General features: G+C 57.6%; 18 protein-coding genes. 14 read left to right on the top strand and 4 right to left on the bottom strand.

Annotation, left to right across the window (positions count from 1 at the left end; all coding sequences use genetic code 11):
• Positions 1-2 precede the first annotated feature (2 nt).
• Together DKY63_RS13935 and DKY63_RS13930 are read right to left on the bottom strand one after the other, a co-directional pair.
• Positions 3-2,039 (bottom strand): sensor histidine kinase, encoded by a 2,037-nt coding sequence (locus DKY63_RS13935; RefSeq protein ID WP_110964631.1) that lies wholly within the window; start codon positions 2,037-2,039, stop codon positions 3-5.
• A gap of 45 nt (positions 2,040-2,084) precedes the next feature.
• Complete coding sequence (locus tag DKY63_RS13930) at positions 2,085-3,002, bottom strand: putative 2-dehydropantoate 2-reductase (RefSeq protein WP_110964630.1); 918 nt, start codon at positions 3,000-3,002, stop codon at positions 2,085-2,087.
• A gap of 134 nt (positions 3,003-3,136) precedes the next feature.
• Here DKY63_RS13930 and DKY63_RS13925 point away from each other — a divergent pair, with 134 nt between their 5' ends.
• On the top strand, positions 3,137-3,622 hold the full coding sequence (locus DKY63_RS13925) for a YajQ family cyclic di-GMP-binding protein (RefSeq protein WP_110964629.1): 486 nt from the start codon (positions 3,137-3,139) through the stop codon (positions 3,620-3,622).
• Positions 3,623-3,759: 137 nt separating this feature from the next.
• Positions 3,760-4,602, top strand: a complete 843-nt coding sequence (locus DKY63_RS13920; RefSeq protein ID WP_110964628.1) for a mechanosensitive ion channel family protein — start codon at positions 3,760-3,762, stop codon at positions 4,600-4,602.
• A gap of 209 nt (positions 4,603-4,811) precedes the next feature.
• Here the strand turns inward: DKY63_RS13920 and DKY63_RS13915 are convergent, their stop codons facing one another.
• A complete protein-coding gene (locus tag DKY63_RS13915) occupies positions 4,812-6,140 on the bottom strand; it encodes an OprD family porin (RefSeq protein WP_110964627.1) in 1,329 nt (442 codons plus the stop codon).
• Between the two features lie 909 nt (positions 6,141-7,049).
• Here DKY63_RS13915 and DKY63_RS13910 point away from each other — a divergent pair.
• Positions 7,050-7,475 (top strand): HIT domain-containing protein, encoded by a 426-nt coding sequence (locus tag DKY63_RS13910; RefSeq protein WP_110964626.1) that lies wholly within the window; start codon positions 7,050-7,052, stop codon positions 7,473-7,475.
• Positions 7,476-7,478: 3 nt separating this feature from the next.
• A complete protein-coding gene (locus DKY63_RS13905) occupies positions 7,479-7,685 on the top strand; it encodes a SlyX family protein (RefSeq protein ID WP_110964625.1) in 207 nt (68 codons plus the stop codon).
• Between the two features lie 72 nt (positions 7,686-7,757).
• Here DKY63_RS13905 and DKY63_RS32900 read toward each other — a convergent pair whose 3' ends face one another.
• Positions 7,758-8,360, bottom strand: a complete 603-nt coding sequence (locus tag DKY63_RS32900) for a cold-shock protein (protein ID WP_110964624.1) — start codon at positions 8,358-8,360, stop codon at positions 7,758-7,760.
• Between the two features lie 308 nt (positions 8,361-8,668).
• Between DKY63_RS32900 and DKY63_RS13895 the strand changes: the two genes are divergently transcribed.
• The 10 genes from DKY63_RS13895 (at position 8,669) to tolQ (ending at position 16,604) form a co-directional block, all read left to right on the top strand.
• Entirely contained in the window at positions 8,669-9,139 is a 471-nt protein-coding gene (locus DKY63_RS13895; protein ID WP_110964623.1) for a Dps family protein, read from the top strand.
• 270 nt (positions 9,140-9,409) lie between these two features.
• Positions 9,410-9,760 carry a ribbon-helix-helix domain-containing protein gene (locus DKY63_RS13890; RefSeq protein WP_110964622.1) on the top strand — a complete coding sequence of 117 codons (351 nt, stop codon included), beginning with the start codon at positions 9,410-9,412 and terminating at the stop codon, positions 9,758-9,760.
• A 122-nt stretch (positions 9,761-9,882) separates the two neighbouring features.
• Complete coding sequence (locus DKY63_RS13885) at positions 9,883-10,104, top strand: FmdB family zinc ribbon protein (protein ID WP_110964621.1); 222 nt, start codon at positions 9,883-9,885, stop codon at positions 10,102-10,104.
• 109 nt (positions 10,105-10,213) lie between these two features.
• Complete coding sequence (gene aspS, locus DKY63_RS13880; protein ID WP_110964620.1) at positions 10,214-11,989, top strand: aspartate--tRNA ligase; 1,776 nt, start codon at positions 10,214-10,216, stop codon at positions 11,987-11,989.
• Positions 11,990-12,113: 124 nt separating this feature from the next.
• Complete coding sequence (locus DKY63_RS13875; protein ID WP_110964619.1) at positions 12,114-12,860, top strand: YebC/PmpR family DNA-binding transcriptional regulator; 747 nt, start codon at positions 12,114-12,116, stop codon at positions 12,858-12,860.
• Between the two features lie 158 nt (positions 12,861-13,018).
• Entirely contained in the window at positions 13,019-13,543 is a 525-nt protein-coding gene (gene ruvC / locus DKY63_RS13870; protein ID WP_110964618.1) for a crossover junction endodeoxyribonuclease RuvC, read from the top strand.
• Between the two features lie 111 nt (positions 13,544-13,654).
• Positions 13,655-14,263 carry a Holliday junction branch migration protein RuvA gene (gene ruvA, locus DKY63_RS13865; protein WP_110964617.1) on the top strand — a complete coding sequence of 203 codons (609 nt, stop codon included), beginning with the start codon at positions 13,655-13,657 and terminating at the stop codon, positions 14,261-14,263.
• A complete protein-coding gene (ruvB, locus tag DKY63_RS13860) occupies positions 14,264-15,325 on the top strand; it encodes a Holliday junction branch migration DNA helicase RuvB (protein WP_110964616.1) in 1,062 nt (353 codons plus the stop codon).
• 126 nt (positions 15,326-15,451) lie between these two features.
• On the top strand, positions 15,452-15,919 hold the full coding sequence (ybgC, locus tag DKY63_RS13855; protein ID WP_110964615.1) for a tol-pal system-associated acyl-CoA thioesterase: 468 nt from the start codon (positions 15,452-15,454) through the stop codon (positions 15,917-15,919).
• Positions 15,909-16,604: a protein TolQ gene (gene tolQ, locus DKY63_RS13850; protein WP_095193175.1), complete on the top strand. Its 696-nt coding sequence runs from the start codon at positions 15,909-15,911 to the stop codon at positions 16,602-16,604. Before ybgC ends, tolQ begins: the two co-directional genes overlap by 11 nt.
• The last annotated feature ends 5 nt before the right edge of the window (positions 16,605-16,609 follow it).

The following is a 16,609-nucleotide window of genomic DNA, read 5'->3' as shown; positions in this document are numbered from 1 at the left end:
GCTTACCTCGATAACTGATTGAGTTCCTGAGAGACCACCGGAGTGCCGGCCAGGGGCAGGCGCAAGGTGAAACAGGTGCCTTGGCCCAGGGTCGATTGCACTTCCATCTGTCCCTTGTGGTTGTTGGTGATGATGAAGTACGACACCGACAAGCCCAGGCCTGTGCCCTGACCGATTTCCTTGGTGGTGAAAAATGGCTCGAACGTACGCTTGCGCACGCTTTCGCTCATGCCGATGCCGTTGTCCTCCACCTGAATTTCTGCCCAGGGCGGGTTGAGCCGCGTGCGCAGAATGATCCGCCCCGGCTCGCGGTCGTCTTCACGCAGGTGAATGGCCTGGGCGGCATTTTTCAGCAGGTTGAGCAGCACCTGTTCCAGTTCGTTGGCGGTGCCGGGCACCGGACCCAACGCGGGGTCGAACTGGCGAATGATGGCTTGGCCCTTGAAGTCGAAACCGATGGTCAGGTCGAAGTCATTACCGGCGATTTCCACGGCTTGATCGATCAGCGCCGGCAGGTCGCAAGGGGCCATTTGCCGGGTGCTGCGGCGACTGAAACTGAGCATGTGGGTGACGATCTTCGCGGCACGGGCGCCGGCCTGCTGGATGCCATCGAGCAGCTGTGGCACCTCTCGCGCTTGCAGGTAGTCGTTGACCGTGGACAGCTCGACGCCGATCTGTTCGGCCTGTTCGAGGTTCTTCGGCAGTTCCGGAGACAGGCGCCGGCGAATGTTTTGCACGTTGTGCAGAATGGCGCCCAGCGGGTTGTTGATCTCGTGGGCCATCCCAGCTGCGAGGCCGCCGACGGAGAGCATTTTCTCCGACTGCACCATCATTTCCTCCAGCGACAGACGCTGGGTGATGTCGTCGATACGGATCACCACGCCGCGTCCCGCCCCACCCATCAGCGGATAGAAGGTCAGGGCGTAATGCCGGGCGTCATCGTCCTTGACCCAGGTGACGCGTTCGATCTTGGCGACTGTGTGTTGCTCGACGGTTTGCTTGAGCTGCGGAAGAAAAGGCTTGAGCGGCTCGAACGCAAGGAAGATCGGCTGGTTCAGCGCTTCGTCCAGGCGAGTGCCGGAAAGGGCGCTGGCTTCCTGGTTCCATTGCGTCACGTAGAGTTGTTCATCGAGAGCGATCAGCGCCGACGGCATGGAGTCGATGATGCTGTTGAGGTAGTTCTGGAATCCGGTGAGCTTCTTCTCGATCTTGCTGCGCACTTGGACTTCGAGCTCCAGCTTGCGGTTGGTGTGCCGGGTTTCTTCCGCCAGTCCCTGAGCCTGGTCGTAGGCGGCCTGGGAGTCATCCCGCGCCCGTTTGAGCTGCTGCTCCCGCGCCTCTATTCGCGAGAGCATGGTGTTGAAGGCTTCGGCGAGGCTGCCGATTTCGTCATGGTTGCCGCGGGAGGCGCGAAGGGAATAGTTCTCTTCACGGGTCACTTGCCGTGAAAGCTCTTCGAGTTGATGGATCGGCCGGGTAATCAGGCGTTTGATCTGGCGGGCGATCACCAGCCACAGCAGCACACTGAAGATCAGGATGCCGAGACTGGCGGTCAGGGTCCCGGTATAGAACGCCATCGGCAGTTCGCTGCTGGCCACCAGTAGCAGGTGTCCGGAGGCGGCACCCGGGCGGGGTAGGGTGATGACTTGATTGCTGCGAAATTCGGTGGCTTGCCAGGATTCGATATGTCGATAGTGTTCAGGCAGGTTCAGATGATCGCCATGTTGCAGCTGCGCCAGGCGTTCGCCCTTGCCGTCATACAGGGCGGCGGCACGCAGGGGGGAATAGCTGTTGAGTTCGTCGAGCAGGCGTTGTGCGCTTTGTGGTGAGGCCAGGGCTTCAGAGATCAGGCTGGGGTTGGACACCAGCCGGCCAATGGTTTGCAGGGCCTGGGGCGCCATGCTTTCCTGGGAGATGTAATAGGCGGCGCTGATAAAAGTCAGGTTGGCGACCAGCAGGACGGTGGTCAACAGCACCAACAGGGCGGCCAGCAGTTTCTGGCCGACCGGGAGGTTTTCAAGGCGCTGGCGCAATGGCATCAGGGTTATCGCTGCAGAGGAACAAGTGGCCAGCGTAGCCGCTGCTCAGTCGCTGGGCAATCCAAGGCTGTGCAGGCGAGCGATCAGCCGTGATTCAAGCTGATTGAGGTGTGGCAGGTTCAACTGGTGGCGTGCGGCGACTTTGCAGGCGTGCCCGAGCAGATAGCTGATTTCCGTCCGGCGCCGGTTATTCACGTCCTGGTGCATGGATGAATAGTTGGCGGCGGTGGCGTGGATCACTCGTTCGACTTCCTGTTGCAGGTTCTCGGCGGCGGCAGGCTGGCCGCATCGCTCAAGCAGTTCGGTCAGTTCGCCACAGAGGGTGGCGACTTCGCAGTGATGTTCCTGCAACCCGCCGTTGCGACAGTCGTGCAGCACCGTCAAGGGATTGATGGCGCAGTTGAGCGCCAGTTTGCGCCACAGCCGAGTGAGGATTTCGGTACTCCATTCGTGGGGAATACCGGCGTCATCCAGGTCGTCCAGCCAGATCGGTGCCACGGGATGGCCTGCATCCCCGAGCCAGGTGAATCCGTGGCCGGCGAAAACCACGCGCCAGTCGCCATCACGGAAGGCGCCTTCGGTGCTGGAGGCAAAGATGCAGCGCGCCTGTGGAACCTGCGCCGCCACGGCGTCCTGGCTGCCCAAGCCGTTCTGCAGCAGAATCAGTTCGGCGCCGGGCGCCAGGCGCGATGCCACTTGCGCCACGGCACGCTCGGCGTCGTAGGCTTTGCAAGCGACCAGCAGGCGCTGGATAGGCTCTTGGCTGTCGGCCGTTTCGGCGGGTACCGGATAGCACTGTTCCTTGTCGTGTTCGACTAGGGTCAGTCCGCCAGCTGCTTCATAGGCCTGCAAGCGGGTGGTATCGCGTACGATCAGCCGAACCGGTATCCCGGCCCGGGCCAGGCGTGTGGCCCACAATGTGCCGAGACTGCCGGCGCCCAGGACATGCCAGGTGGTGGCCATCAGCTTTTTGCTCTGTTTAATGCGCGCATGGACGGCTCGCAGCGAATGATGGGAAAGACCCGTTATAATCAGCGCGGATTTTTACCGCAAGCCAGGCGTGCTTCATGGGTGCGCCTTTTATTTGGAGAGATTACATGCCGTCGTTCGACGTGGTATCCGAACTGGACAAACACGAAGTCACCAATGCGGTCGAGAACGCCGTCAAGGAACTCGATCGTCGTTATGACCTGAAAGGCAAGGGCAGCTTCGAGTTCAAGGAAAAGGAACTGACCGTAAACCTGACTGCTGAAGCGGATTTCCAGCTCGAGGCGATGATTGAGATCCTCAAGCTGGCTTTGGTCAAGCGCAAAATCGATGTGCAATGCCTTGAGGTCAAGGACGCTTTTGCCTCGGGCAAGCTGATGAAGCAGGAAGCCGTCCTCAAGGAAGGCATCGACAAAGAGCTGGCGAAGAAGATTGTCGCGCATATCAAGGACGCCAAGCTCAAGGTCCAGGCCGCCATTCAGGGTGAGCAGGTTCGAGTAACCGGCAAGAAGCGCGATGACTTGCAAGAGGCGATCGCGGCACTGCGTGGCAAGGAATTCGGCATGCCGCTGCAGTTCAACAACTTCCGCGACTGACCTGAAAGCGGGAACCTCTCGGCGTTTTCAGCGTCCGACCCCCAAGTAACGGTAGAAACGATTGACCCTGACCGGGGCTCGATCTTTCTACCGTTTATTTTTAGTGTGCCGGTTACCCGGAAATCAGGAGAACAAACATGGATTTGAATGCTGAGGTAGACAACCTGGTCAAGGTTTCCCAGGCCTGGATTCCGATGATCATGGAATACGGCAGCCGCGTGCTGCTGGCAATGATTACCCTGGCGATTGGCTGGTGGCTGATCAACAAGGTTACTCACAAGCTAGGCAAGCTGATCGCGCTGCGAAATGCGGATCTGGCCCTGCAAGGCTTTATCAGCAGCCTGGCAAACATTGTTCTGAAAATTCTGCTGATCGTCAGCGTGGCGTCGATGATCGGTGTGGAGACCACGTCGTTCGTGGCGGCCATTGGTGCGGCGGGCCTTGCAATCGGCCTGGCCTTGCAGGGTAGCCTGGCGAATTTCGCAGGCGGCGTGTTGATCCTGCTGTTCCGCCCGTTCCGCATCGGAGACTGGATCGAGGCCCAGGGTGTTGCTGGTACTGTCGACAGCATCCAGATTTTTCACACCGTGCTGCGTACTGGCGATAACAAGACCATCATCGTGCCAAACGGCAACCTGTCTAACGGGATCATCACCAATACCAACCGTCAGCCGACCCGCAAGGTGGTGTTTGATGTAGGCGTTGATTATGAAGCCGACCTGCAGAAAGCCCGTCAGGTATTGCTGGAACTGGCCAAGGATCCACGTGTTTTGACTGACCCGGCACCTCAAGCTGTTATTTCGACATTGGGTGACAGTTCGATCACTGTTTCTCTGCGTGTCTGGGTGAAAACAGCGGACTACTGGGATGTGATGTTCATGTTTAACGAGCAGTCCCGCGACCGGTTGAGAACAGCGGGTATTGACATTCCATTTCCTCAGCGTGTAGTTCGTGTGGTTCAGGAAGCTTCGGTCCAGTAAGGCTGTTGTGTTTTTTACTGAATAAACCCAAGAGGATAAAAGTCTCTTGGGTTTTTTTGTAACTATTGATCAGTTCATTGAAAAAAGTATTAACGTTATTCGCGCAAGTTGTTTGCTGCGGTGTCTGGTATATGGCAGGCATAAAAAAACCGCCCACCTGAAGAGGTGGGCGGTTTTTGATCAGCAGTACTTGCGGTATTGCACCTGGATTACAGGATGCTCAGCGGGTACTCGATGATCAGACGGGTGTCGTAGACGTCAGACGAGTAGCCGCTGTACGCGCCGTTCGAGCGGTAGTTGGCGAAACGCGCACGGAACGACAGGTCTTTGGCTGGGCCTTCCTGGATCACGTACTTGGACTCCAGGTTCCATTCGTTTTCCTTACCTTCACCCAGACCGTTGGTCTTGATGTTGTCACCCTTTACGTAACGGGTCATGAAGCTCAGACCAGGTACGCCGTAGGTGGCCATGTTGATGTCGTAGCGAGCCTGCCAGGACTTCTCTTCGCGACCCACGAAGTCGGAGATCTGGATGGAGTTGGATACGAAGATGGTGCTGTTACCGTCAACGCCATAGTAGTAAGCGTTGTCGCCGCTCGATTGCTGGTAGGCAACGGTGAACTTGTGAGCGCCGAGGCTGTACGCAGCGGCCAGGGACCACAGGTTGTTGTCTACGCCGAGAACGCCGTCACCGATTGCGTCAACCAGGTCGCCGCGCTTGTCGCCTTTGGTTTTGTAACCGTTCAGGTCGAAGTTCAGGGACTGATCGTCTGCGATTGGCAGGGTGTAGTTCAGGTTGATGTAGTACTTCTTGAAGTACTCTTCAGCGTCGGAAGCAGCCAGTGCACCGGTGAAGTTGTCGGTGAAGGCATAGCTGGCGCCGAAGATGTTGATGCCGTCGCTCAGGCCTTTACCGTGGTTGCCGTCTTCATCAGCCAGACCGCCGATGCTGTCGCGAGCCATACCGGTTTGCTTGCTCAGTGCGGTGAAGCGACCGGCGCTCAGTTCCAGGCCTTTGATTTCCTTGGAAGTAACCAGGGTACCGGTGGCAACTTCTGGCAGCAGACGGCTGTCGTCGGTTGCGAACACTGGGCTGGCAACGAATTGCTGGCCGTATTTCAGGGTGGTGTCGGAGAGACGGAATTTGACTGCACCGCCAACCTTGCCCTGGGATTTCTCTGGGTTGCCTTCGCTGTCGTTGGCGAACAGGCCGTTACCGCGGCGACCCGAGCCACCGTCCAGTTTGACCGAACCCATTGCCATGGCGTCGAGGCCGAAACCTACGGTGCCTTGAGTGAAGCCCGACTCGTAAGTGAGCAACTGGCTGACACCGGTGTCCTGACGATAGCCGGAGGTACCGCTGGATGGGTTGCTAGCACCGTTCTTGTAGTCGCGGTTCATGTATTCGAGACGGGTTTTCAGTTTCAGGCTCTGGTCGCCGAAGAAACCCTTGGAATCGTCCTGGGAAGACGCTACTGCGAACTGCGAGGTACCAGCTGCAACAGCCAGTGCGATCATGCTCCACTTCATCACGCGCATCGTGATTTGCTCCTTTGGTTTTTAGAAGAGTATTGCCGTCCCACCTGTTTTATTATCTGGGCGGCTCTTTCTTTTTGTGTCGGCGCAAACTTATATCACGTCGACCAATGTTGGCGATACTTGCGCATCTAACCTTTCAGCATCTTTACGACCCTGTCGTAAACAGCTTGCTAGATGTCGCAAATTTACAGCCCCGATGCAACCGGCTGACAACTTTAGTGCTGTTTTTTCTGGACTGGCGCACCGGTAAAAAGAGTCCCTGGTGAAACGTTTGAATCTCCATCGGGCTATCCTGCCACTGTTTTATTTTGTCGTGAGGCTTCCACGTCCCGTGGGCCTTATAGACGATGTGGGTGTGAATGCAACAAACGTGCACAAATTACTGCGTCGCTGATAATTTTTTCACAAACCCTGACCGATCCCGGAAAAACCCCATGAAACCGGGGGCTTCATCGTGCAGGTTTCGGGGGTTGACGCCATCCTGTTGATGGTGTTGAACATCCTGTTACCGCCCCGTGACAGCCTAAAATGTTACCGGTTCACCCCGCCAGTGAGTAGTTGGCGGATGCTCGAAGCAGTCAGCGTAGACGCACTGTGCGGTTTTGGTGCAAAAAATTTCAGTTACTGTACTCAATTCACACAGTTCGATCACCTAGGGAAATTAAACGAATCCCTGTTCTGTAGTCATTTCAACGCTTTTGTCGTCTGCTCCGGTTCTGCGATGGTGCGTTTTGGCTTCATGTGTCACATCTCGGGGCGATTTTCGATGTCTTAGGTTTTGTGAGTGAGAATCGAGGTTCGTCGTGAAGACCGTAGCATTCGCAGGTATGCTGCCGTCCTGTCGCTTGGTGCGCGATCCCTCTGGATGGGCGCTAAGCTGAAAATGATGACCCGGCGGGAGTGCACGCAGTGTTCGCTTTAGATTCACGACTTCAACAAGACACCTTGCCGATCGGTGATTTCCCGCTGTGCCGGCTCCTGCTGTCCAACGATTCGAACTATCCCTGGTTCATCCTGGTACCTCGTCGCGACGATATCAGCGAGATATTTCAGTTGGGTGTCGCCGATCAGCAGTCGCTGTGGCAGGAGACAACTACGCTGGCGGAATTGCTGAAGACAGCGTTCGACGCGGACAAGATGAATGTCGGGGCTCTGGGTAACGTGGTCAGTCAGTTACACATGCATGTCATTGTGCGCAAGCGAGCGGATGCTGCATGGCCAGCGCCGGTCTGGGGCAAGCATCCTGCTGTCCCTTACACGGCGGGGCAGGTTGGCGCGATACGCGAGCAGCTTCGGCGCGTGCTGCCTGAAGATTTCACGTTTCTGGAGGGTTGAACCATGAGCCTGGAAGATCGCGTTACCGATCTGGAGAGCCAGTTGGCGTTTCAGGATGACACCATCCAGGCCTTGAATGATGTGCTGACGGCGCAGCAACGGGTCGTTGAACGTCTTCAAGCGCAAATGACGGCATTGCTCAAGCGCCAGGAGGAGATGGCCGGTCAGTTTGAGACCTTCGAAGAAGAAGCGCCGCCTCCACATTACTGAAAACAAGTAAAAAGCCAGGCAAAAAAAAACCGCGAGCAGCACAACTGCTCGCGGTTTTTTTACGGCTTCGAATCAGCGTCGCGGCAGGGCGGCGATCACATCTTCGGCTTGCAGGCCCTTGTCACGGTTCATGACAGAGAACTCTACTCTCTGGCCTTCGACCAGGACGCGGTGACCTTCGCCGCGAATAGCCCGGAAGTGCACGAAAATATCGTCGCCGGAGTCGCGGGAAATGAAGCCGAAGCCCTTGGATGTGTTGAACCACTTGACGGTGCCAGTATCGCGGTTGCTCATGTCATAGCTGGTTGGAGCAGCGGCCGGTGACGATTTGTAGAAGCTGATGGCCAGATGCAGAACGACGGCGATGAAAGCGGCGATCAGGCTGAACAGGACCGTTGGCTGGCCGGCAATGACGGGCATTGGTGCAATGAGCGTAAGGGTTTGCAGTACGACGGCCAGCATCAGCAGAGCGCTGACGAGGTTTTGCAGGTGATGACGCGGACCCTTGTTCCAGTTCGGGATGACAGGAGCGAGGATCAGGTTGAGCAGGCCGAACAGGGCCAGGTAAAGCGCATCGGGTTGTTGCAGGTAAGGAACAGCTTCGGTTCGCAGGCTAGGGATGAAGGACAACAGCAAGGCTGCCGTGCCCAATAGCAGGTGGACTATTTTCAACATTTTTATTGACTCACGTTAAGACGGATCACAAGGAAGAGCTGAAAGGACACGGTTCGCTTCGAAACAATAAGAGGCGTTGAGCACGTATCTGATATCAGCCTATGCGCAGTGCCCGGAAAATAAGGGCGCCAGCGACACGGCATCTATTTAACAGCAAAGCTTGTGGCTACTCAAATCAAGGAGTCCAGCGGTGCATCGGGGCGATTTGTCGCACGGCCGGGGCACGTCCAGGGCAGCGATGCCACGACAGGCTTGCTAGAGTGGTCCTGCACCTGTCGGATGAAACTCATCACCTTTAGGGGAAAAGCATGGCAATCGATATCGGTATCAGTGAAGAGGACCGCAAGTCCATCGTCGAGGGTCTTTCGCGACTGCTGTCGGACACTTACGTACTTTATTTGAAGACCCATAACTTCCACTGGAACGTCACCGGGCCCATGTTTCGCACGCTGCATTTGATGTTCGAAGAGCAATACAACGAGCTGGCACTTGCGGTCGATTTGATCGCCGAGCGCATTCGTGCCCTCGGGTTTCCCGCTCCGGGCGCCTACGCGATTTACGCTCGACTGTCCTCCATTAAAGAGGAAGAGGGTGTGCCGGCCGCCGAAGACATGATCAGGCAACTGGTTGAAGGGCAGGAGGCTGTGACGCGTACGGCTCGCGGAATTTTTCCATTGCTGGACAAGGTCAGTGACGAGCCCACCGCTGACCTGCTGACCCAGCGCATGCAGGTACACGAAAAAACCGCCTGGATGCTTCGCGCCCTGCTCGATCAGTAACACTTGCGCGCGAATGCACCTTTGGGTTTGTTCGCGCGTTGCTTCCCATGTTCGAAGCGGGTTTCCTCGAAAAATGCCTGCTTGTTGAGCGAAATTTCGTCTGTCGGACCAGGAAAAGGTTCGGCGTAGGACGCTCTCCCGGATCTACCCGCAACTGTTGGCTTCTCCTACAGATAGAGGCAAAAAGTCATCTGGATATAACTTTGTCCTCGCGGTTCCATGAGCCCACAAACTCTATGAAACCAGGTATGGCAAAGGAGTGTCAGCGGTATGGTTCATGACAACAGGAAAAGTGAGAGGAGGGGGCAATCGCTCAAGGGAATCAGGAATGATCCCTTTGCCAGCGAATTCGATATGGGGCTGGCCCAGCCATTGTCCCGGTCGGTGCGGCTCAATGGCTTCGCGACCTGTTTGCGGCTTGAACAGGTTTATTGGGATATCTTGGGCGCAATGGCCAAAGTCAATTGCTGTTCGGTCAGTGCATTGCTGTCCCACCTGGATCGTGAGGTCCATTTGCGCCATGGTGGTGTAAAGAACTTCAGTGGGCTGGTGCGGGTAATCTGCGTTGTGCATAGCTTAAAGGAAGCGGAATCTGCTGCCATGCTCCAGTCTCGGCAATGAAAGCGCAGCATGTCGATCTGTGCAGTCTTACGGCTGCACAGGCTGCATTTAATGGATATAATCCCGCTCTTTGCCGCAATACCCAGCGTGCGCGGTAGCAATCTGATCGCCGAGACAACCCCATGCCGATGTACGATTACCAATGTGCTTCCTGTGGTCATCAGTTGGAAGCCATTCAAAAGATCAGCGCGCCGCCGCTGGTCGACTGCCCTGCATGCCAGGCGCCAGAGCTCAAGAAGATGTTGTCCATGCCGGGTTTCCGCCTCAGCGGCAATGGCTGGTACGAGACCGATTTCAAGACCGGTTCGAAGAAGAATCTGGCCGGCGGCGACAAAGCTGACTAGGGTTCATGCTCTGAACTGATCACACACGTGAGCGCCTTGCCGCATCGGTCAGCCGATAGGTGCAAGGTCTCCAACCGAATGTCGAATTACGAGAAGTGAAACCACGACCATGATGCGCAGCCATTATTGCGGCCAACTGAACGAAAGCCTGGACGGCCAGGAAATTACCCTTTGCGGATGGGTTCACCGTCGCCGTGACCACGGTGGGGTGATTTTCCTCGATATCCGTGATCGTGACGGCCTGGCTCAGGTGGTATTCGACCCTGATCGCGCTGAAACCTTCGCCGCCGCCGACCGCGTGCGCAGCGAATACGTCGTGAAGATCACCGGCAAGGTTCGCCTGCGTCCTGCCGGTGCCACGAATGCCAACATGGCGTCGGGCATGATCGAAGTGCTGGGCTATGAGCTGGAAGTGCTGAACGAAGCCGAAACCCCGCCGTTCCCGCTGAACGAGTTCTCCGACGTCGGTGAAGAAACCCGCCTGCGCTATCGTTTCCTGGACCTGCGTCGTCCGGAAATGGCCGAGAAGCTGCGCCTGCGTTCGCGCATGACCACCAGCATTCGTCGCTACCTGGACGAAAACGGCTTCCTCGACGTCGAAACGCCGATCCTGACCCGTGCCACTCCGGAAGGTGCCCGCGACTACCTCGTACCTAGCCGTACTCACGCCGGCTCGTTCTTCGCCTTGCCGCAGTCGCCACAGCTGTTCAAGCAACTGTTGATGGTTGCCGGCTTCGATCGTTACTACCAGATCGCCAAGTGCTTCCGCGACGAAGACCTGCGTGCCGACCGTCAGCCGGAATTCACCCAGATCGACATCGAGACCAGCTTCCTCGATGAAAAAGACATCATGGGCCTGACCGAAGGCATGATCCGCAACCTGTTCAAGGAAGTGCTGGGTCTGGAATTCGGCGATTTCCCGCACATGACCTTCGAAGAAGCCATGCGCCGCTACGGCTCCGACAAGCCGGACCTGCGTAACCCGCTGGAACTGGTAGACGTTGCCGACCAGCTCAAGGACGTTGAATTCAAGGTCTTCAGCGGTCCGGCCAACGATCCGAAATGCCGTGTAACCGCACTGCGCGTACCGGGCGGGGCGAGCATGCCGCGCAGCAAGATCGATGACTACACCAAGTTCGTCGGCATCTACGGTGCCAAGGGCCTGGCGTACATCAAGGTCAACGAACGCGCCAAAGGCGTCGAAGGCCTGCAGTCGCCAATCGTCAAGAACATCCCTGAAGCCGCCCTGAACGTGATCCTCGATCGCGTCGGTGCAGTTGACGGTGACATCGTGTTCTTCGGTGCGGACAAGTTCAAGATCGTCAGCGAAGCCCTGGGCGCGCTGCGGATCAAGGTTGGTCACGATTTCAACCTGCTGACTTGCGAATGGGCTCCGATGTGGGTCGTCGACTTCCCGATGTTCGAAGAGAACGACGACGGCAGCTTCACTGCCTTGCACCACCCGTTCACCGCGCCGAAGTGCACCCCGGCAGAGTTGGAGGCCAATCCGGCCACCGCACTGTCCCGCGCTTACGACATGGTGCTGAACGGTACCGAGCTGGGTGGCGGTTCCATCCGTATCCACCGTAAAGAGATGCAGCAGACTGTGTTCCGTCTGCTGGGTATCAACGAAGCGGAACAGGAAGAGAAATTCGGCTTCCTGCTCGACGCCCTGAAATACGGCGCACCACCGCACGGTGGCCTGGCGTTCGGTCTGGACCGCTTGGTGATGCTGATGACCGGCGCCCAGTCGATCCGCGAAGTGATCGCCTTCCCGAAAACCCAGAGCGCTGCAGACGTCATGACCCAGGCACCGGGTCAGGTGGATGCCAAGGCCCTGCGCGAACTGCACATTCGTTTGCGCGAAACGCCTAAAGCCGAGTAAGGCTGATCTGAAGGGCGCATCTTCGGATGCGCCTTTTCTTTTTGGGTATGGTCGATATTTTTGTTTGCCGGCTGGCGCCTCAAGGCGTGGCGGGCAATGTTCCAAAGTGAATTCGGAGCGAGTTATGGCTGGTCATTCCAAGTGGGCGAACATCAAGCACCGCAAAGAACGTCAGGACGCCAAGAGAGGCAAGATCTTCACCAAGTGGATTCGTGAACTGACCGTCGCAGCCCGCCAGGGCGGTGGCGATCCGGGTTCCAATCCACGTCTGCGTCTGGCCCTGGACAAGGCGCTGGGCGCGAACATGAGCCGCGATATCATCGATCGCGCCATCGCCCGTGGCGCGGGAGCGACCGAAGCCGACAACGTTGAAGAGCTGACTTATGAAGGTTACGGGCCCGGCGGCGTTGCAGTGATGGTCGAATGCATGACCGACAACCGCAACCGTACCGCTGCTGCCGTGCGCCATGCGTTCAGCAAGTGTGGGGGTAATCTCGGCACTGATGGTTCGGTGGCATATCTGTTTGAGCGCAAGGGGCAGATCAGCTTTGCGCCAGGCGTCGATGAGGATGCGTTGACGGAAGCGGCCCTGGAGGCTGACGCCGATGACGTGGTGACCAACGACGATGGCTCAATCGATGTGTTCACTTCGTTTGCCGGCTTCTATTCCGTGCGTAACGCGCTTGAGGCAGCTGGCTTCAAAGGCACCGATGCGGAAATCGTCATGCTCCCGACCACCAGTGCCGAACTGGATCTGGAGGGCGCGGAAAAGGTTCTCAAGCTGATCGATATGCTCGAAGACCTCGATGACGTGCAGAACGTCTACTCCAATGCCGATATTCCGGAGTCGGTCGCAGCGCAGCTCGGCTAAGGACAACCAAGATACATTGTGGGAGCGGGCTTGCCCGCGAATGCGGGTTTTCAGGCAACATGGTTGCTGAATGTAAAACCGTATTCGCGAGCAAGCCCGCTCCCGCATTGGGTTATTCGTTATTTTTGAATTCGTGCTTTTACCTACCCGCAGGCGTTATGACTTTAATTCTTGGTATCGACCCCGGTTCACGCATCACTGGTTATGGCGTGGTACGCGATACCGGGCGTGGCTGCGAGTACGTGGCCTCCGGTTGCATCCGTACCGGCGCTGGCGAGCTGCATGAGCGCCTGCAGATCGTCTACCGCGGGGTGCGGGAGATCATTCAGACCTACAAGCCGGTGACAATGGGGATCGAAAAGGTCTTCATGGCGCGTAACGCCGATTCCGCGTTGAAACTGGGGCAGGCCCGTGGTGCCGCCATTGTCGCGGGCGCGGAGGAAAGTCTGGAGATTGCCGAGTACACCGCGACTCAGGTCAAGCAGGCGGTGGTCGGCACCGGTGCGGCCAACAAGGAGCAGGTGCAGATGATGGTCATGCACATGCTTAAACTGACCAGCAAGCCGCAGATCGATGCCTCGGACGCCTTGGCCATTGCCATTTGTCACGCTCACACTCGCTCCAGCCTGTTGCCTCACGGGTTGGGCGCGGCACGCAGTCGTGGCGGGCGCCTGCGTCTCTGATAGCATCGGCAGTCAATTTCATGGAATCAGGGATTTGCGCCCGGGCTGGCGCAAGGCCCTCGCTCTGTCAGTCGCCGGTATCGTGCCGGCCAACGCTCAAGGATCTGTAACGTGATTGGACGCTTGCGCGGCACACTGGCTGAGAAACAGCCGCCGCACCTGATTCTGGATGTAAACGGTTTGGGGTATGAGCTTGAAGTGCCCATGACCACACTTTATCGCTTGCCGTCGGTCGGTGAGCCGCTGACCTTGCACACCCATTTAGTTGTGCGCGAAGACGCGCAGTTACTCTATGGTTTCGTCGGCAAGCGCGAGCGAGACTTTTTTCGCGAGTTGATCCGTCTTAATGGTGTAGGGCCGAAACTGGCCCTGGCCTTGATGTCGAGTCTGGAAGTCGACGAGCTGATCCGTTGCGTGCAATCCCAGGACACCTCTGCATTGACCAAGGTGCCGGGCGTTGGCAAGAAAACCGCCGAGCGCCTGCTGGTTGAACTCAAGGACCGCTTCAAGGCCTGGGAAACGGTGCCGGCCATGTTTGCCCTGGTGCCGAACCAGCCGGACGGGCCGGCACCGGTCAACATGGCGGAAAACGACGCGGTCAGCGCGCTGATTTCCCTGGGCTACAAGCCGCAGGAGGCCAGCAAGGCGATTTCCGCGATCAAGGAGAAAGGTTTGAGCAGCGAAGACATGATTCGTCGTGCCCTGAAGGGAATGATCTAAGTGATTGAAGCTGATCGTCTTATCACAGCCACAGGCAGTCCCCGTGAGCGCGAGGAAGTGCAAGATCGGGCGATTCGCCCAGTCAGCCTGGCCGAATACATCGGCCAGCCGACCGTTCGCGAGCAGATGGAACTGTTCATCCAGGCTGCTCGTGGGCGCAGCGAATCCCTGGATCACACGCTGATATTTGGTCCTCCGGGCCTGGGCAAAACCACCCTGGCCAACATCATTGCCCAGGAAATGGGTGTCTCGATCAAAAGCACTTCGGGGCCGGTCCTGGAGCGACCGGGCGATCTGGCGGCGCTGCTGACCAATCTCGAACCTCATGACGTGCTGTTCATCGATGAGATCCATCGTCTGTCTCCGATAGTCGAAGAAGTGCTGTACCCGGCCATGGAGGATTTCCAGCTCGACATCATGATCGGTGAAGGCCCGGCTGCGCGTTCGATCAAGCTCGATCTGCCGCCTTTCACTCTGGTCGGCGCGACCACGCGGGCGGGGATGCTGACCAACCCGCTGCGCGACCGATTCGGGATCGTTCAGCGCCTGGAGTTCTACAGCAACGCCGACCTGTCGACGATTGTCAGTCGTTCGGCAAGCATTCTCGGCTTGCCGCTGGACCCGGAGGGTGCGTTCGAAATCGCCCGACGTGCTCGTGGTACCCCTCGGATCGCCAACCGTCTGCTGCGCCGGGTGCGGGACTTCGCCGAAGTTCGTGCCAAGGGTCACATCACCAAGTCTGTTGCCGATATGGCCTTGAACCTGCTGGATGTCGATGAACGTGGCTTCGATCATCAGGATCGACGCCTGTTGTTGACCATGATCGAGAAGTTCGACGGCGGACCGGTTGGTGTGGACAGCCTCGCCGCTGCTATCAGCGAAGAGCGCCACACCATTGAGGATGTGCTGGAGCCCTACCTGATTCAGCAGGGCTACATCATGCGCACCCCGCGTGGGCGGGTGGTGACCCGGCATGCTTACCTGCACTTCGGTTTAAACATTCCGTCACGATTGGGTGAAATGCCCGTGGTAGACGAGTTCCTCGACGCCGTGGACGATTAATTAACTTTTGCGGGCTGATTTTTCGGGCATTGTGCTGTCTCAGGACCGTACTTTCGCGAGAAAGCCGCAGAACATTGAAAAACAGTTGCCTGCCGGATTGGCAACCCGAGGAGTAAGCACTAGAGTATGCGCGCGCAAAACGGGCTTGAGCCTTTCGCACATCGTTGTCGCGTTTATTACGAGGACACCGATGCGGGTGGCATCGTGTATTACGTTAATTACCTCAAGTTTATGGAACGGGCTCGAACCGAGCGGCTACGCGATCTGGGCTTTGCCCAATCACAGCTGGCAGGGGAGGACCTGTTGTTCGTCGTGCACTCCAGCGAAGCGCGTTACCACGCGCCGGCGCGACTGGATGACGAGTTGCTGGTAAGCGCTGAAGTAATCGAATTGAACCGTGCCAGCCTGCGCTTCAAACAACAGGTCAGGCGGGCTACGGATAACGTACTGCTCTGCGAAGGGCAGTTTCTGGTGGCCTGTGTGCGCACCAACAGCTTGAAACCCCGGGCCATTCCCGAAGCTCTACGAGCGGCCTTTGCCGACGTGAGCGGCGCGGGTACACACTCAACGCAGGAGATAAAGCGTGGAAGCTAACGTCGTCGACCATTCCTCCATGTGGAGCCTGGTCAGCAATGCCAGTATCGTGGTGCAACTGGTAATGCTGACCCTGGTAGCCGCATCGGTGACCTCATGGATCATGATCTTTCAGCGCAGCAACCTGCTGCGCGCCGGTCGACGTGCCCTGGAGAGCTTCGAAGAGCGCTTCTGGTCGGGTATCGACCTGTCCAAACTCTATCGCCAGGCGGGCAGCAACCCGGATCCGGATTCGGGTGTCGAGCAGATCTTCCGCGCCGGCTTCAAGGAATTCTCCCGTCTGCGCCAGCAGCCTGGTGTTGACCCGGAAGCGGTCATGGAGGGTGTGGCCCGTGCCATGCGCGTAGCGATTTCCCGCGAAGAAGAAAAGCTCGAACAGAGCCTGCCTTTCCTGGCCACCGTTGGTTCCGTCAGCCCGTACATCGGTCTGTTCGGTACCGTCTGGGGCATCATGAACTCCTTCCGTGGTCTGGCAACTGCCCAGCAAGCGACCCTGGCCACCGTGGCGCCAGGTATTGCTGAAGCCCTGATCGCCACTGCGATTGGTCTGTTCGCTGCGATTCCGGCGGTAATTGCCTACAACCGCTTCTCCGCTCGCAGCGAAACCCTGCTGAGCCGCTACTACACCTTCGCCGATGAGTTCCAGGCGATCCTGCACCGCAAAGTGCACACCAGCGAAGAATAAGCAGG

Source organism: Pseudomonas putida (assembly GCF_003228315.1).
Classification (GTDB): Bacteria; Pseudomonadota; Gammaproteobacteria; order Pseudomonadales; family Pseudomonadaceae; genus Aquipseudomonas; species Aquipseudomonas putida_S.
This window is presented reverse-complemented; position numbering and strand designations above follow the sequence as displayed.

What these genes read in the sequence shown, in the direction of transcription:
- DKY63_RS13935 (WP_110964631.1), bottom strand. Translation starts at nt 2,039, where the DNA reads ATGCCATTGCGCCAGCGCCTTGAAAACCTCCCGGTCGGCCAGAAACTG.
- DKY63_RS13930 (WP_110964630.1), bottom strand. Translation starts at nt 3,002, where the DNA reads ATGGCCACCACCTGGCATGTCCTGGGCGCCGGCAGTCTCGGCACATTG.
- DKY63_RS13925 (WP_110964629.1), top strand. Translation starts at nt 3,137, where the DNA reads ATGCCGTCGTTCGACGTGGTATCCGAACTGGACAAACACGAAGTCACC.
- DKY63_RS13920 (WP_110964628.1), top strand. Translation starts at nt 3,760, where the DNA reads ATGGATTTGAATGCTGAGGTAGACAACCTGGTCAAGGTTTCCCAGGCC.
- DKY63_RS13915 (WP_110964627.1), bottom strand. Translation starts at nt 6,140, where the DNA reads ATGCGCGTGATGAAGTGGAGCATGATCGCACTGGCTGTTGCAGCTGGT.
- DKY63_RS13905 (WP_110964625.1), top strand. Translation starts at nt 7,479, where the DNA reads ATGAGCCTGGAAGATCGCGTTACCGATCTGGAGAGCCAGTTGGCGTTT.
- DKY63_RS32900 (WP_110964624.1), bottom strand. Translation starts at nt 8,360, where the DNA reads ATGTTGAAAATAGTCCACCTGCTATTGGGCACGGCAGCCTTGCTGTTG.
- DKY63_RS13895 (WP_110964623.1), top strand. Translation starts at nt 8,669, where the DNA reads ATGGCAATCGATATCGGTATCAGTGAAGAGGACCGCAAGTCCATCGTC.
- DKY63_RS13890 (WP_110964622.1), top strand. Translation starts at nt 9,410, where the DNA reads ATGGTTCATGACAACAGGAAAAGTGAGAGGAGGGGGCAATCGCTCAAG.
- DKY63_RS13885 (WP_110964621.1), top strand. Translation starts at nt 9,883, where the DNA reads ATGCCGATGTACGATTACCAATGTGCTTCCTGTGGTCATCAGTTGGAA.
- aspS (WP_110964620.1), top strand. Translation starts at nt 10,214, where the DNA reads ATGATGCGCAGCCATTATTGCGGCCAACTGAACGAAAGCCTGGACGGC.
- DKY63_RS13875 (WP_110964619.1), top strand. Translation starts at nt 12,114, where the DNA reads ATGGCTGGTCATTCCAAGTGGGCGAACATCAAGCACCGCAAAGAACGT.
- ruvC (WP_110964618.1), top strand. Translation starts at nt 13,019, where the DNA reads ATGACTTTAATTCTTGGTATCGACCCCGGTTCACGCATCACTGGTTAT.
- ybgC (WP_110964615.1), top strand. Translation starts at nt 15,452, where the DNA reads ATGCGCGCGCAAAACGGGCTTGAGCCTTTCGCACATCGTTGTCGCGTT.